Below are 15,852 nucleotides of genomic sequence, written 5' to 3' on the forward strand. Positions count from 1 at the left end.
TCTGATAGGTTATACTTCAGCATGGGCGATCGCAAGCTTAAAAAAATAATTTTAATCAAGAATAAACAAACGTTCATTCTCTCAAACCCTTGCTATAAGCCTTGTTGCGCTCTGCTTTTGGATTAGTATCGTGCTGTATTAGGCAATTTGAGAATTTTCATTTGACACTTCTCCTGCAACAGCTTTCAAGCGGGTCAATCTGCTTTTGCGAACCCGTTCACTATCACGAACTCCACCCGCCATCTCATACTCGCTGCTATCTTTGCCATATTTAAAACCAACCCCTCTGACCATCTTATCTGTAAGATTACTTAAGGTTTTTTCCATCGCATCAATTTTAGTTTTGGAAGAATCAATTACAGTTAAAGCGGTGTTATAAGCATCAAGCATAGTTCGTAACTGCTCAATTGCTTGAGTCAAGCTTTGCAAATCACAATTATTACCAAAATCCATATTGGAATCAATTGCTTTTAGCCCAGAGGATCTCAATTCAGCTTTTTCTAGAACACGGGATGTACGTTTTTTACGGGACATAAACATATTCCTTTGAGAGTCTGCTAGAGCTAGTTTGCCTTAAGCAAGCTGTTTTTTGGTTCAGTAAATTTAGTGAATAATTGTATTTATTGAAAAAATACAAGCATATCTGAGTAATTTCTCTTAATTTCTCGCTTGTACCTGATTTTCTTCACAATCGCTTTAATGTTGATGAGAAATATTGCAATGTTAATGAGGAAGATTGCAATGTTGATGAGAAACATTGCAATGTTGATGAGGAATATTGCAATGTCGATAAGGAAGATCGCAACATTTATAAAGAATATTGCAATGTTGATGAGAAATATTGCAATGTTGATGAGGAAGATTGCAATGTTTATAAGTAGGTATGGATGATTAAGTATAAGATGTCATTGCAAATGTTCGCGGAGCGTCTTGCAGAGAAGCGAAGCAAAACATCTTATGGCTTATTTGCAAGAACTTTGCTATTGGGTATTCCAAAATCCGATTGCTTGTGTCGCCAGTACTCAGTATAAACTATCAGAGTATTTTCAGATTGCGATCGCCTCCGGCGAGCGATTACGCTATCGCTCAAATTGATAAAGTCCTTAAAGATTAAAAAGTTGTACTGCTGCCATAAAAAGGTATAGTTTGGTAAATAGAACCTATTCCCAAAAATTATGATCAACAAATACTCAGATTTTAAGTTCTTGTTTGGCTTTTTTGTAGATAATTACAGTGGGTAATTATTTAGTAAATCCACTTACACATAAAAAACCATGATAATAGATGAAATGATATTATGTAAGTAAATTGTATAAGGATGGGAGTAAATAATGATATGATTGGGATTGCGATCGCAGGCACTGGATTCGGTCAAAAAGTCCACATCCCTGGATTCCAAGCACATCCTCAAACTGAGGTAGTTGCTGTTTATCACCGAGATATAAATAAAGCTCAAGCCATAGCAGAATCCCATAATATCCCCCACGCCTCCGACTCACTGGCAGATATTGTGGCATTACCAGAAGTGCAAGCAGTTAGCATCTCTACACCGCCTTTTTTGCACTATGAAATGGCAAAAACTGTATTGCAAGCTGGGAAACATTTATTATTAGAAAAACCGACAACTTTAAACGCAGTTGAGGCTAAAGAACTTTATAGGTTAGCTAAAGCAAAAGGTGTTATTGCAACTGTAGATTTTGAATTTCGCTTTGTACCTGGATGGCAATTGTTTGCCGAATTATTGTCAGAAGACTATGTGGGTAAGTTGCGCCTAATTAAAATTGATTGGTTGGGTTCTTCTCGTGCTGATACTTCACGCCCTTGGAATTGGTATTCTGATAAGGAGAAAGGAGGCGGTGCATTGGGATCTTTAGGTTCTCACGCCTTCGATTATATTCACTGGTTATTCGGGCCAATCCGTAGATTAAACGCCCATTTAACTACTGCTATTGCTACACGAGTTGACCCTGTTAGCGGAGAATCTAAGCCAGTAAATACGGATGACAACTGTATATTAACCCTGGAATTAGCAAACGGTACACCTTGCCAACTTTCTATCAGTGCAGTGGTTCATGCATCAAGAACCCATTGGGTAGAAGTATATGGCGATCGCGGTACATTAATTGTGGGTAGTGAAAATCAAAAAGATTATATACATGGTTTTCGTGTTTGGGGTTCCCAGGCAGGTAAGGCTTTGACGGAAATAGAAATACCGAATCGGTTAATTTTTCCCAAAAATTATACTGATGGTCGCATTTCAGCATTTATCCGCGTAGTAGACCAATGGGTACAAGGAATTGACCACAATCAGGAAATTACACCATCGCTGCGAGAAGGAATTTATTCTCAGTTGTTGATGGATTTATCCCATGAATCGCATCAAAAATCAAGTTGGGTAGATGTACCAAGCTTGGAAGAATTTCTTAGCAACTAGAAATAAAATGAGCAAAACTCCCCGCATTCGTATTCCGCCGGAAGTCAAGAAATATGTTTTTCAACGTGACAAATACCAATGTCAAAGCTGTGGTAAAACTACTGGAGAAACTAACCTTAGTATCGACCATATTATTCCCCTCGCGCGTGGTGGTCAAAACGATATTAGCAATTTACAAACTCTCTGCTTTACCTGCAATCAGCAGAAAACTGATAATATTGACCCACGTTTCCGGCGATATTTTCAGCTTTAGGTTACGATAGTACGAGCTATTAGTTTTTCATTTCTATGCCTCAAAATCACAATAGCAATTCCCGGAAATTCCTCAACATTAAAACTACAATTTTCTACCTCTTCACTGCCATAGCTATTTTAGTAGTAACCTTTCCTTGGTTATATGAGATGAAAACTAAAGCTGGGATCGATATATCACGTAAACGTCATGCAGGAACGTTTTTTGAGAAACATACCCACGGACTCTTCAGGTGTGAGTGGCTTTATCCCTACCATTGCGATCGCTCCCAAGATTAAGTAAAAGATATTAAAAAGAAAAGGGGAAAACTTTCCCCTTTTCTCTATGTGATATGCAATGTAAGGCTGTCCGCCCCTACATCTATCCCAATTGATTTGAGATCATGCTGACATCAACGGCTAACTTTTTGCCCAACTTAAGCAACTGAAGACACTGATTATCTGCTTCATTATCAACGCTAGTGATACATACCGGCCCTATCTGGCTGTGCAGGCAACTAAAGTATAGTTCCTGCGATCGCTGTAGGGAAACATTAATATTTAGTTGATCCCCGACATCAATCAATCGCTCCAATAGTTGGATATCTGCATTAAAACTCCCATTGGCATCGTTCAACAATTGCCAGAGCGATCGCGCAATTAACTGTTCTAACATCTGCTTACCGTCGGGAATATTCAGCCGACAACGCAGATGTTTTGCTTCAGTTGCGATCGCCTCTAATTCCAAGATGTGATTCCAACTCTTTTGGGGATCAGCAATATCTTGCTCAAGCGATCGTAATGTCATCAAACAGCGATGCCCTAAAGCAATATCTGCTGCCACCTGCAATTCTTGCGGTACTGCGATTTCATCTCGATGAAACGCCATCAACACACCATAATTATCACGGTACGCTTGGGTATATAACTGTCCTAAACGCGTTAGTGTTTCCTCACTCAGCAGCCGCATAATTCGGTGGCGTTCTTCAGCAAATAGATTCTGTAAGTTGAAAGCCTCTTCGCCAAATAGCTGTGTCATCGCCAAGATAGTATGAGCCGCACTAGCTTGTTTTAGTGCCCCAAACAGCTTTTCTTTTAATTGGCTGTAGTTACGTCGCCCAGTAAATTGTTGAATGCCACAGTGGAAATCCCAGCCTCCCAAATGCAGAACTGCAAAGACCAAATGCTCACTTTCCCAAGTAATCTCTGATACCAGCTTTAAATTTCCCACAGCCAGAGTTAGCGATCCCATCCGTTGCATTTGGTAATCTAACTCATTAGCAGCGTAGCAATAAACCCGCTTCTGGTAACGCTGAGACTGTTTGTCAGCAGCATCTTTTCTTGGTAGGGAATTGTGCGCCTCTGCTGGTTTCTGATTGGTAAATAGGGAAGTAATGGCGTAATGGGCTGCTACTTGCTTAAAGCCAAGTTGGGCAGTTAACACGAGTTGCCGATAAATTTCCCCACCGTGTTTGAACTGATCCACATTACTGGCGGCTAAACCAAGACGTTTGACGAAGCCTTTTTCCAACTGCACACCAGCCACATCCCCTGCCAATTCCAAAGCACGGGCAGCATAGCGCAGAATTTGTGTTCCTTCTGGACGGGAAATTTCTTCAAAAAACCAACCGCAACTAGTGAACATCAACAAAGCGTGACGCTGCATTTCTAACAAGCGCAAAGCGTCTACTTGTTCGGCTGCGGTTAGTTTGTGGGTTTGATGACGGGCGAGAAAACGGTTGACATTGGTAGCAGAGCGATCGCGCATTACTTGGATATATTCATCTCGTGCTAACCAGGGATCACGAAATAACTGCTTACCATGTTCTGCATACACCTCAGTTAGCTGATCCCGCAGCCAATTGAGGGAATCCCGCAAGGGACGACGCCATTTCTGATGCCAAACACCACCTTCTCCACCGCAACCACAGTCATCCTCCCATCTGCCGACACCGTGGGCGCAACTCCAGGCTGTGACTGACTTCAATTCCACTTCCCAACTGGGAGAATTTAAGCTGAGGTAGTGGGCAAAGTTCGTCACCGTCCAACCCTGCTGAGGAAACTCTTTAGTAAAGGCGTAGGCTAAAGTTTTCTCAGTTCCCTTTTTGTGATGTCCAAAGGTTTCCCCATCTGTTGCCACAGAAATCAACTGTGCCAGACGATGATCCCCACGTACTGCTGAACCAATACGTCCGGCAAAGTGACTGGAATTATAAACAACATCACTAAAACCCATATCCCGCGATATCGGCCCGTCGTAGAAGAAGATATCAATGTAGGGTAATTCTTCTTTACTACCATCGTTGGGGCTAGTAGCGATCGCACTCAAAGGTGAAGATGAAGTGTCTAGTGTGGGCTGCAAATAACAACGGTAGGGACGGGTAGAATCAATCTGACTACCGCCGACTTCAATCCATTCAGAATGGGGATGATCTGGAGTGGGGAGGGGACGGCAACGCAATGCTTGAGACGGTGCCAAGACAATGAAGCGAATACCTTCAGCAACTAAAGCTTCTAAGGTTGCGTAGTCTACAGCAGTTTCTGCCAGCCACATCCCTTCGGGATCGCGGCCAAAGCGGGAGCGGAAGTCTTCTTTACCCCAGCGAATTTGGGTATATTTGTCGCGTTCATTCGCCAGAGGCATGATGATGTGATTGTATACTTGCGCGATCGCATTACCGTGACCATGCAAGCGATCGCTACTCTTAGCATCCGCCTCTAAAATGCGCTGATAAACTTCCACATCGTAGCGTTCTAGCCACGACATCAGCGTTGGCCCGATATTAAAACTGAAATACTCATAATTATTGACGATCCCCACCACTTCACCTTGGTCATTTAAGACTCTGGCAAAAGCGTTTGGACGATAGCATTCCCAATGAATCCGCTCATTCCAATCATGGAAAGGTGCAGCGCTCGGTTGGCGTTCAATTGCGTCCAGATAAGGGTTTTCCCTTGGTGGCTGGTAAAAATGACCATGCACCGTCACATAAACTCCATTAGCCTTTCTCAGGGGATCGGTTTCTTTAGTGTTATTGGGATCTGAATGTAATGTTAACGTTGAGCCAGAGCTAGCTGGCATTTCAGCAGCAGAAGTCATGTATATTTATCCAAAACAAAAAACTTGCAGTTGCACCGAAAACATTGTGCGTAAACCTTACTACAATAGTTTGAACACAAAATCCGGTATAAACAACAACTATGAGATACAACTAAATTTTGACAAAGCTGTTTTATTGTAATGGGAAATCTGCGTTATCGCACAGCCCTTTCCCTGAAGGCTTAAAGTAATTAGCCATTGAACAAAGCCTCAGTTAGGGGTTTTCTCTTCTTGGGCGTCAATCAAAATTTTAATTGTCTTTTAATATATTAAACCGCATTTTTGATGTAATACTTTGGCTCAAATTCATAATTTTGCAACAAAAGATTACGAGAACTCATTATATCGCAATCTTATTTTACATAATTAGCGCGGCAGTGAACGGAAAACAGTACAATCTCTGAATTGGTCTACAGACGGTTGAGAGTATCATATCGGAGTGCTGATATGAAAACGATTGTTAATTCAACACTCTAAACTTAAAACTTAGGATTCTCGCTGTGAATGATACCCTCAACTTAAGACAACAAATGTCAACCAAAAACATTATTCTTTTCGTTTTACTACTGTTTATCCCGGTTTCTGTAGCAGCCCACTTTCTGGAGTGGGGAGAATTGATAGTTTTCATTACAGCTGGATTAGCAATTCTGCCCTTAGCAGCTTGGATGGGTACAGCCACAGAAGAAATTGCTGTCGTAGTGGGGCCATCACTGGGGGGCTTGTTAAACGCTACCTTTGGCAATGCTACGGAATTAATTATCGCCTTAGTAGCGCTGAACGCCGGGTTAATAGATGTAGTCAAAGCCAGTATCACGGGATCGATTATTAGTAACTTACTACTGGTGATGGGTTTTTCCATGCTTTTAGGGGGGTTACGCTACAAAGAACAGACATTTCAGCCAATTGTGGCGCGGGTGAATGCTGATTCGATGAATTTAGCGGTGATTGCTATTTTGATGCCAACGGCGATGAATTACACATCTCAAGGAATTAACGAAGAAACACTGCAAAATCTTTCTATTGCTGTTGCTGTAGTATTAATTCTGGTTTATGCCCTAACACTGCTATTTTCAATGAAAACCCACTCCTATCTTTATGATGTGGGTGTAGCGGAGACAGAAGAAGAGGAAACCCCTCACGCGAAACCAAATATGATGTTGTGGGTTGGTGTCTTGCTAGTATGTACCTTACTAGTGGCACTTGAGTCAGAAATGTTAGTAGATTCTCTGGAAGTGGCCACATCTCAGCTAGGTTTGACGGCACTGTTTACAGGGGTGATATTGGTTCCCATCGTCGGTAACGCGGCTGAACATGCCACAGCAGTCACCGTGGCGATGAAAAATAAGATGGATCTTTCCCTTTCGGTAGCTGTGGGATCAAGTATGCAGATTGCCTTATTTGTTGCCCCCGTGTTGGTGATAGCAGGGCGGGTATTAGGTAAACCAATGGATTTGGATTTCCAACCCTTTGAATTAGTAGCTGTGGTTGCGTCAGTCTTGATTGCAAACAGTATCAGCTCTGATGGTAAGTCCAATTGGCTTGAAGGCACTTTATTATTAGCTGCTTATACAGTATTGGGGTTTGCCTTCTACTTTCATCCAGTTATAGAAGGTATCGGGTAGTACCGCAAGGCGGAAGTCAGAAATAGGAAAAGGGCAGGGAGCAGGGGGAAACCCCATAAATTTACTTGCTCTGTAACTTTTTATTTCTGGTCAAAAGTTTGTAGTAAGGACTTTAATTTAGTCCTTATCTTCTAAACACGCTTTGTGCTTAGTACAAAGCCTCAAAACGAGCTTAGACATTGTACTAGTTAGTACTGCGAGACTGAATAGCCTGGCGTAGACATCGCTCATATAACGAATTTGCGGAAGTCTCCACCTTCAACGCCAGTAAAATAAAGAGATATAAGAGCGATTGCCTATATGAGCTACTGCCTTAATCCCCATTGTCCCAAGCCTGAAAATCCTGATGAGGTCAAGTTTTGCCGGACTTGCGGTTCTAAGTTACTCCTCAAAGAACGTTATCGTGCTATTAAACCAATCGGACAAGGTGGTTTTGGCAAAACCTTCTTAGCTGTGGATGAGGATAAACCCTCAAAACCACGCTGCGTAATTAAGCAATTTTATCCCCAATCCCAAGGCGCGAATAGTCTTGCCAAAGCTGTAGAGTTATTTAACCAAGAAGCGGTGCAGTTAGATGAATTGGGTAAACATCCGCAGATTCCCGAACTACTGGCATATTTTACCCAAGAAAATCGGCAGTATCTTGTACAAGAATTTATCGACGGGGAAAATTTAGCCCAGGAATTAGCACATAAAGGTGCTTTTAGTGAAACACAAATCTGGCAACTATTAAACGATTTATTATCAGTTTTGCAATTTTGTCATGCCAGACACGTAATTCACCGCGATATTAAGCCAGAAAATATTATTCGTGAGAGCAATGCCCAACGCAAACTAGTATTAGTAGATTTTGGTGCTGCTAAATCTACCACTGGCAATGCTTTAAATAAAACTGGTACTAGTATTGGCAGTCCAGAATATGTAGCGCCAGAGCAAATGAGAGGTAGGGCTATTTTTGCCAGCGATATTTACAGTTTGGGTGCAACTTGTATTAATTTATTGACAGTGCGATCGCCCTTTGATTCTTATGATACTAACAACGATACTTGGGTTTGGCAGCAATACTTGAAAACTCCCGTCAGTAATCAGTTGAGTCGCATTCTCAACAAAATGTTAGAAAGCATTCCAATTCGACGTTATCAAACAGTAGATGAAGTTCTCAAAGACTTAAATCAACAATCACAAGTAGCAGCCACGCCAGCGATTGCAGCAAAATCTATCCCTCAATCACCACCAAAATCTCCACCTACATTTGTATCGCCATCTCCCAGTCAAATTGATCTGGAATTAGAACAAATGAAAACCCAATTTTTGGGTAGTAACAAACCTCAGCCAAATAAAATACAACCACCAATTCCCACATCTGGGCTTTCTAGTACAAACGAAGTAGATCAAGAATTAGAAGAATTAAAAGCCAAATATCTTGGAAATAATAACCCTTAAAACCAATAAAAAATAGATCATTGCTATTATCCTCCTCTCTTACTCTGCGTCTCTCTTGCCTCTGCGGTAGCCTGCGGCAAGCCCTCCGGGTGACGCTCCTAACGTCGCTAACGCTGTGCTAACAGCAGTCAGTGGCTCATGGACGCTCGTACCTCGCCTCGCTAACGCTGCGCTATCGCCCTTGGCGTCTCCCCTTGGGAGAAGACCGCGCTGCTTCACCGCTTTGCATCTACCTTAAAAAGAAAGTGACTCTGAAACTCAGAGCCACTCTTAAAACGTATTTCGAAATTAACTAACCTTTGACAAATATTCTGATGTAGAGATGTAAAAGTTTACTTCTCAGCTTCAGCAATAGGAACCCATTCAGTGTGGAAACTTCCGGGCTTATCAAGACGCAGGTAGGTATGTGCGCCGAAGTAGTCGCGTTGTGCTTGAGTTAGGTTTTGGGGCAAGCGATCGCGGCGATAGCTGTCAAAATAATCTAAGGATGCGCTAAATGCAGGTACTGGAATTCCCAGTGTTGCAGCTGTCGCAATCACTTCCCGCCAAGCAGTCTGTCTGTCGAGAATTGTCTGCTTAAATTCGGGAGCTAACAGCAAGTTAGGCAAAGCTGGATTTTCGCTAAAAGCCTTTTTAATCTTATTCAAAAAGCGAGCGCGAATAATACAACCACCTTTCCAAATCCGCGCCATTTCGCCCAGATCCAAATTCCAGTTATATGTTTTTGAAGCTGTAGATAGCAACGCCATCCCTTGAGCATAAGAACAGATTTTTGAGCAATAGAGAGCATCACGAACTTTGTTGATAAAGTCCTTGGTTTGCCCGTCATACTTGCCACTAGGGCCTGTGAGGACTTTAGATGCTGCAACCCGCTCCTCTTTAATAGAAGAGATAATCCGGGCATTAACTGCTGCTGTAATTGTGGGAATAGAGACTCCCAATTCCAACGCAGTTTGCACAGTCCAGCGTCCAGTTCCCTTTTGACCTGCTGCATCAACAATCAAATCCACCAGGGGTTTATTTGTTTCTGGGTCAAGATATGGGAAGATATTCTTCGTAATCTCAATTAAAAATGAATCGAGTTCATCGGTGGTGTTCCATTCAGCAAACACCTCATGTAGCTGATTATGGTCTAATCCAGCGACATTTTTTAGCAAGTCGTAGGCTTCAGCAATTAGCTGCATATCGCCATACTCAATGCCATTGTGTACCATTTTGACATAGTGGCCAGAACCACCAGGGCCAATATAGGTTACACAAGGGCCATCATCGACTTGGGCAGCAATTTTGTTGAAAATTGGTGATAGAAACTCGTAAGAGCTTGTTGTACCTCCAGGCATCAGAGATGGGCCATTCAATGCCCCTTCTTCACCGCCACTGACACCCATACCAAGATACCGAAGCCCAGCGGGTTCTAATTCCTGAGTGCGTCGTTCTGTATCTTCAAACCAAGAGTTGCCACCATCGATAATGATATCGCCTTCGTCTAACAAAGGTTTTAGTTGAGCAATCACCGCATCCACTGGCTTACCAGCTTGCACCATTACTAGAATTTTGCGGGGACGTTCCAATAAAGCAACGAATTCTTCTAGAGTAAAGGCGGCTTTGACGTTCCGTCCTGGCGCACGCTGCGCCATAAACGCATCCGTTTTTTCTCGGGAGCGGTTGTAAACTGCAATTGGGAAGCCATTGCGCTCCACGTTTAGAGCGATGTTCTCACCCATAACGGCTAATCCAATCACACCAAAGCTTTGTAGTGTCATAAAAAATTTCTGGCTAACTCTTGCAGATCCTTTTACTTATAAGGGTAGTCCGATATTTTCCCTTCTCCCCTAAAGAAGACCTTAAGACTTGATATAAATGACAAAAATCCACAAGTAACAGGGATAATTAATTTTAATTTGTATCTAAATCAACAATTGACTTGCAAAATTGTTAATTAAGAGATTGGGGACTGGGGGCTAGGGACTGGGGACTGAGAAATTCTTTCCTGGTACCCAATACCCAATCCCCAATCCCCAATCCCTAGTGAAAGGAGTAACCAAATAATGCTGGCATTTGTCCTAGCTTTGGTGGTCGGTCTTGGTAGTTTAGCCATTTACATATCAGCTTTCTTTTTTCCAGAAATCCACCGCAAGAATGACTTTATCTGGAGTGGTATAGGACTGTTCTACGCCTTAGTTTTATGGGTGTTTGCACCACGCATTACTGGGGGTTTGTTGCTCGGTCATGTGGCTAGTGTGGCTCTTTTGGTCTGGTTTGGCTGGCAAACTTTATCATTACGTCGGCAATTGACCCCGCAGGCACAACAAACCCAAGTACCCAATGCTGAGACGGTAAAAACTGGCATTCAAGAACAGGTGAATAAGTTGTCTCTTCAGGAACGGCTAGGTCAGTTGCAAAAAGGTCTGGGTAGCACCTTCAGTGGCGCGAAAGACAAGGTGCAACAGACTGTGAGTAAAAAGACACCCACAACCCCCAAACCGGAAGATATTACCTCTGTTCTGGCAGAGAAACCTGTTGTTGAGATTATCGACAAAACTACTGCCATACGAGAACAACCAGCAGAGGAGACAGTTACTACTGACACCGAAGCAAAAACCGAGAGTGTCCCGGAAGCAATTCCCCCACATCCCCCATCTCCTGAATTGGTGGAAGCAGCGCAACCAGATGCTGAGGCTGAGGATAAGCAACCGATTCCTGTAGAAGAAATTGCTCCAGATGCGGTACTCGCTCCCCCAGCGGAAACGTCACCTGAAGAAGTACCACCTAATCAAGCTATTTGAATGCTGTGAAACCCAACGTTAACTTAATATAATGTTGGGTTTCACTATTTCTATTAGGCTATTTTATGGCTAGTTTAAAACGCTAATTCAGAGCGATAGAAGCACACATTAAACGCTAACAAGAAATTCATGTCTCCTAAAATTAATACGGCGTTTTTATCTCTTGTCCAAGCAAAAGGTAGCTCTACTAAGTAGGTGGATCTAAATAAATATAAGATAGTTCGTCATTGCGTTGGTCTAAGGCTTCTCGCAGGGTACGAAGTTTTCGCAGAGCGTCTCGAAGAGAAGCAATCACAAAGACTGAGGTTGCCACGCTTCACTTCGTTCCGCTCGCAATGACATCTTATATTTAATTGCGTCTACTTACTTATCGAAAATTGCTCAACATTTGCCATAAATACCCATGTACTCGCGTCAAACTCAGCCAAATTATATCATGTCCCGCTGATTAGTTATAATTTCTGCATCTGTGCAAAAACCTGAAAACCCTTTCTCACCCTGCCCCTTGCAGTCTTAATGATAAGTCTTTAATTTCTAATTCCCCTCTCGCCTTCAGCCCATAGAGGAGAGTTGACGCTTTCTGGAAACCGATGCGAACTGTAGTAGCGCTAGCGGTGGTGGCTTGGGTTGTCTGCGGTGTAGCAGAGTTGTCGCTTGTCCTTGGAAAATAAGCAGAGAGAGCCAAAGTTAAGCCAAGTCCCACTGCAAACAGTATAGAAAATGTGTAGATTCTTGGTTGTTGTAACCTTTGGAGGAAGGCAAACGCCATACCCAACAGTTGTTTTAGAGAGAACTTAGTCAAGATTATGACTCTGCTTTCGAGGGTAAATAAATATTAGACCTCAGTAAACCTGCGGCAAATCCCCGGTAAATCTATTGAATTGCCGCATTATGTTGGACTTTGGACAAAAAACATGGGTTCGCGGATTATTTACACGAACCCATGTTTGATTAGACAATTCTGCAAATTGTATTTAATTTACTAATCAGATTTTGCTTTCCTGATAAAGTTTAATAAAGTCAAGTTTTACATCTTCTTTGTACTACTACGATCACATCGTAATAACACCTAACTTTTTTGATTATTTATCAAGGAGGGAAAGATACAGGACTTACGCAAAATCATGAAAAAACGAACCGCAAAGACGCAGAGGAATAAGAGTTTCAGAGAGTTTTTACGTAAGTCTTAAGATATAAAAAATCTTGTAATTATCAAATAAAAGGTGTAATTAAATACAAGTTTTACCCGCCATTTTGTGTTGTTGCCACAGTATTTCCAAAATATTTCCTATAAGAACTGAGGCAGAGATAATAATATGTTTTTAGACATCTTAGCTAGCCTACAAAGGTTATTTGCTGGTTACATTCCCGCTGCTGTATTGGGTAGTTTTATAGGATATTTAATAGGTATTAATAGCATGGTTTATCAGCTATTTAGGCTGATATTTCAGATACCACATAGTATCCCTCCTATAGCTTTATTACCTATTGCTTTAATAGCATTTCAAGAGAAGGAGTCGGCTGCTGTTATAGTAGTTTTTCTGGGAACTCTCTGGACGATGATTATTAATACTGCAATAGGTATGCGGCATTTTCATAGACAAAATAATAACTTTCGAGTAGCTATATTCCATATATTTCATGCGTTGAAAGTTAGCATTTGGGTAGCCTGGTTTATAGTTATTTCTACAGAAATGTTAATCGGACCAAAAGGGCTTGGCTTTACTCTCTGGGAGGCTTACAAAGCTGGCAATGCTGATTACATAATTCAGGTAATTCTCTACATCGGCATTATTGGCTTTTTGCTGGATCAGTTACTACATTTCACAGCTTATCTTCTCTCGCAAATGGTATCAGATGGGAAAAAATCTTCCTAAATTTTATCTAGACTTGCGGATTGCACCCTGCCAGCTAATAGTTTGCTTCGCAGAACGTATTCCCAAAGAACGAGTTGCTACGACTTCAATATCAACGTTGACACCAGGGCGTAAAGCTTCATCAGGAATTTTGAGTTTGCCCAAAGCCAGAGTAAAACGGTTGTAGTCACGAGTCACAAGTTTGTTAGGAATATCACCTTCATATTCAGTTTTATAGCCAGAAAAACCGTATAAGCCATCTTGTGCGCGAAATTTTACGCGAAACTGAGTATTAATAACATCAGACTTTGCCGCCAAATCAACTATTTTTAAGTTGAGGTTTTGTCCTGCATCGGCAAACTCTGCCACAGCTAACCGGGTAACATCTTTCTTAGGAATGGCATGGTTAACGGTAAATGTTGTCAAGTTGGCCTCACTTTGGGTGTTACCCTGAACCCATAAGTCCTCAGGAAAAGTAACTTCTACTTGTTTGCTATCAGTTAAATTCAGTGTCACAGCTTGATTACCAAAGTTGGTAATGGGTTGTCTTTCTTGCCAAACTATTTGAAAAGCCTCTTATAAACGCTGTTCAAACTCTCGATAATCATCAGCGATCGCAGAACCAGGCGCAAGTAGAGAAGCTGCCCCCATCCGTTGATTCCATTTATTCTTCGAAAGGTTGAACTGTTTGTTTGTCAGTTCCGAAATTGCTAGCTGCACAGTTGGAGTATCAGCCGCCAAAGCTTCCTTGCTATTGACAATACTCAAAGTTCCTAAGCGCCCTTGCCTACCATCGCTACCATCGCTGCCATCTCGCCCATCGTTACCGTCGCTACATCGATAAACCTTCTCAGTACATTTATAATCAGGGCTACCAGGAGTTCCCTTGCAGGTTTTCACTTCCCATCTCCGTCTGTGACACTTGCAACCCTCTGTACCCTTGCCACCTCTACCGCCGCGCCCACCTTCTCCACCAGTTGCCCGAACGGAAACGTTTCGTAAGTCTGTCAAATTGTTGTAATACACCGTGAGGGAACCACCATTTCCCCCATCTCCTCCTTTGCCACCGTTACCGCCACTACCACCATTTGGTGCATTTATGTCGTGGCTGACGCGACCGGGTTGATAACCACAGTCAGGTTGATCACCATGTTCTCCGTCTTCCCCGTCTTCACCATCTTTACCAGACAAGTCAAGATTAACGGGTGAACCATTGACAAAAATATTTTGGTTTTCACCACTGCCACCATCTCTGCCCGATCGCCCATCGGTTCCTCTGCGTCCATCTCTGCCATAATTTCTGGCTACTTTATAATATTCGTCAGAAGCAACGGCTGGACATAAAACTGAACCAGAGGCAGGCAAAAAGCTAGTAAATAAGCAGAATGTCAGCAGTAGTGGCAGCTTACTCCTAAAACCATTGTGCATCTAGTTACACCTAAAACTTTAGTTGGATTATCTACTCCTGACGCTGAATTTCAACAATTTGCTCCCTCTTGTCCAGCAATATAATACTGATTTGCGTTAACGTAGCACACACCCATTTTATTAAACGTTTAAGCTGCTGTTGGGTCATCATTGACCTTAACAATCAGCTTGCCAAAATTATCACCTCGAAGTAAACCAATAAATACAGTCGGAGCGTTTTCTAAACCAACAATTACATTTTCTTTATACTTAAGTTGACCAGACTGTAAACATCCAGAAACATCACGTAAAAAATCATTAAATCGATGTTGATAATCGCTAACTAAGAAACCTTTGATTAAAGCCCGTTTGAATAGTAGCGGCATTAAATTAGGGACTGATGGAGTAGATGTAGTGAATTTCAGTTACGGAACGCTTGCGGTTTCTTGTAGCCTTTCGTCCGGCAATTATGTCGCCTTTTTTAGCTGTTAGAATGGCTGCTACTTTTGACCAGATTTCTAATGGTCGAATCATTCTGAATGTTGTCACCTATACAAAATAACTTTGCTGGAATATGCCGATTTGAGAATTGATACCTTTATTTTCTCAGGGTATCCCCATCTCGAAGAAGCCTATCGAGTCGCTGAATTAGTGTTTATCCACTTGCTAAGCTAATCGGCATTTAAGCTGCAATATAACTGAAATTACCTTTGTTTTTGATTTTCCGATGCCACTTAATGACTAACTCGCCTTGATTCAACAAGTTATCTAGCAGTGATTTTAACTCATCCACTGATTTAAATAAACGATGAGCAATATATTCCTTACATGAGTGCCAGACTAACTCGATAATGTTGTAATCAGGGCTGTAAGCTGGCAAGAACTCTAAAACAAAATTCGGAAAATCCTCAGATATTTTAGCTAGAACATCTTTGCGTTTATGAAAACTTGCATTATCTAAAATCAAAATAAT

The 15,852-nt window shown here is 41.9% G+C and carries 16 protein-coding genes and 1 pseudogene; 9 read left to right on the forward strand and 8 right to left on the reverse strand.

Annotation, left to right across the window (positions count from 1 at the left end):
- Positions 1 to 138 precede the first annotated feature (138 nt).
- Positions 139 to 534, reverse strand: a complete 396-nt coding sequence (locus H6G97_RS18050) for a hypothetical protein (RefSeq protein ID WP_190942099.1) — start codon at positions 532 to 534, stop codon at positions 139 to 141.
- A gap of 423 nt (positions 535 to 957) precedes the next feature.
- On the opposite strand from H6G97_RS18050, the gene H6G97_RS18055 reads away from it, so the two are divergent.
- The 4 genes from H6G97_RS18055 to H6G97_RS18070 all read left to right on the forward strand — a co-directional run bounded on the left by H6G97_RS18055 (position 958) and on the right by H6G97_RS18070 (position 2,965).
- Positions 958 to 1,095: a hypothetical protein gene (locus tag H6G97_RS18055; RefSeq protein ID WP_190942100.1), complete on the forward strand. Its 138-nt coding sequence runs from the start codon at positions 958 to 960 to the stop codon at positions 1,093 to 1,095.
- Positions 1,096 to 1,336: 241 nt separating this feature from the next.
- Positions 1,337 to 2,434: a Gfo/Idh/MocA family protein gene (locus H6G97_RS18060; RefSeq protein WP_190942117.1), complete on the forward strand. Its 1,098-nt coding sequence runs from the start codon at positions 1,337 to 1,339 to the stop codon at positions 2,432 to 2,434.
- A 7-nt stretch (positions 2,435 to 2,441) separates the two neighbouring features.
- Positions 2,442 to 2,687 carry an HNH endonuclease gene (locus tag H6G97_RS18065; RefSeq protein ID WP_190942101.1) on the forward strand — a complete coding sequence of 82 codons (246 nt, stop codon included), beginning with the start codon at positions 2,442 to 2,444 and terminating at the stop codon, positions 2,685 to 2,687.
- A 35-nt stretch (positions 2,688 to 2,722) separates the two neighbouring features.
- The gene (locus H6G97_RS18070) at positions 2,723 to 2,965 is read left to right on the forward strand and encodes a hypothetical protein (RefSeq protein ID WP_190942102.1); all 243 of its coding nucleotides are present in this window, start codon (positions 2,723 to 2,725) and stop codon (positions 2,963 to 2,965) included.
- An 82-nt stretch (positions 2,966 to 3,047) separates the two neighbouring features.
- Here H6G97_RS18070 and H6G97_RS18075 read toward each other — a convergent pair whose 3' ends face one another.
- Entirely contained in the window at positions 3,048 to 5,765 is a 2,718-nt protein-coding gene (locus H6G97_RS18075) for a DUF3536 domain-containing protein (protein WP_190942103.1), read from the reverse strand.
- 530 nt (positions 5,766 to 6,295) lie between these two features.
- Here H6G97_RS18075 and cax point away from each other — a divergent pair.
- Together cax and H6G97_RS18085 are read left to right on the forward strand one after the other, a co-directional pair.
- Entirely contained in the window at positions 6,296 to 7,387 is a 1,092-nt protein-coding gene (gene cax / locus H6G97_RS18080; RefSeq protein ID WP_190942104.1) for a calcium/proton exchanger, read from the forward strand.
- A 300-nt stretch (positions 7,388 to 7,687) separates the two neighbouring features.
- A complete protein-coding gene (locus H6G97_RS18085) occupies positions 7,688 to 8,830 on the forward strand; it encodes a serine/threonine-protein kinase (protein ID WP_190942105.1) in 1,143 nt (380 codons plus the stop codon).
- A 332-nt stretch (positions 8,831 to 9,162) separates the two neighbouring features.
- On the opposite strand, the gene gndA is transcribed toward H6G97_RS18085, so the two are convergent.
- A complete protein-coding gene (gene gndA, locus H6G97_RS18090) occupies positions 9,163 to 10,593 on the reverse strand; it encodes an NADP-dependent phosphogluconate dehydrogenase (RefSeq protein WP_190942106.1) in 1,431 nt (476 codons plus the stop codon).
- Positions 10,594 to 10,878: 285 nt separating this feature from the next.
- On the opposite strand from gndA, the gene H6G97_RS18095 reads away from it, so the two are divergent.
- Positions 10,879 to 11,616 (forward strand): Ycf66 family protein, encoded by a 738-nt coding sequence (locus tag H6G97_RS18095; protein ID WP_190942107.1) that lies wholly within the window; start codon positions 10,879 to 10,881, stop codon positions 11,614 to 11,616.
- A gap of 187 nt (positions 11,617 to 11,803) precedes the next feature.
- Here the strand turns inward: H6G97_RS18095 and H6G97_RS54785 are convergent, their stop codons facing one another.
- Positions 11,804 to 11,929 carry a hypothetical protein gene (locus H6G97_RS54785; RefSeq protein ID WP_277883303.1) on the reverse strand — a complete coding sequence of 42 codons (126 nt, stop codon included), beginning with the start codon at positions 11,927 to 11,929 and terminating at the stop codon, positions 11,804 to 11,806.
- 180 nt (positions 11,930 to 12,109) lie between these two features.
- Complete coding sequence (locus H6G97_RS18100) at positions 12,110 to 12,418, reverse strand: hypothetical protein (RefSeq protein WP_190942108.1); 309 nt, start codon at positions 12,416 to 12,418, stop codon at positions 12,110 to 12,112.
- A gap of 514 nt (positions 12,419 to 12,932) precedes the next feature.
- Here H6G97_RS18100 and H6G97_RS18105 point away from each other — a divergent pair.
- Positions 12,933 to 13,493 carry an ABC transporter permease gene (locus tag H6G97_RS18105; RefSeq protein ID WP_190942109.1) on the forward strand — a complete coding sequence of 187 codons (561 nt, stop codon included), beginning with the start codon at positions 12,933 to 12,935 and terminating at the stop codon, positions 13,491 to 13,493.
- A 3-nt stretch (positions 13,494 to 13,496) separates the two neighbouring features.
- Here the strand turns inward: H6G97_RS18105 and H6G97_RS18110 are convergent.
- Both H6G97_RS18110 and H6G97_RS18115 read right to left on the reverse strand, forming a co-directional pair.
- Positions 13,497 to 14,900, reverse strand: a pseudogene (locus H6G97_RS18110) (collagen-like protein).
- 128 nt (positions 14,901 to 15,028) lie between these two features.
- Positions 15,029 to 15,265: a hypothetical protein gene (locus tag H6G97_RS18115; protein WP_242054979.1), complete on the reverse strand. Its 237-nt coding sequence runs from the start codon at positions 15,263 to 15,265 to the stop codon at positions 15,029 to 15,031.
- 83 nt (positions 15,266 to 15,348) lie between these two features.
- Between H6G97_RS18115 and H6G97_RS18120 the strand changes: the two genes are divergently transcribed.
- Entirely contained in the window at positions 15,349 to 15,441 is a 93-nt protein-coding gene (locus H6G97_RS18120; protein ID WP_242054980.1) for an LLM class flavin-dependent oxidoreductase, read from the forward strand.
- Between the two features lie 120 nt (positions 15,442 to 15,561).
- Here H6G97_RS18120 and H6G97_RS18125 read toward each other — a convergent pair.
- Positions 15,562 to 15,852, reverse strand: a 291-nt coding sequence (locus H6G97_RS18125; protein WP_190942110.1) for a transposase, incomplete at its 5' end; no start/stop codon positions are given.

It is taken from the genome of Nostoc flagelliforme FACHB-838, assembly GCF_014698065.1.
Taxonomy (GTDB): domain Bacteria; phylum Cyanobacteriota; class Cyanobacteriia; order Cyanobacteriales; family Nostocaceae; genus Nostoc; species Nostoc flagelliforme_B.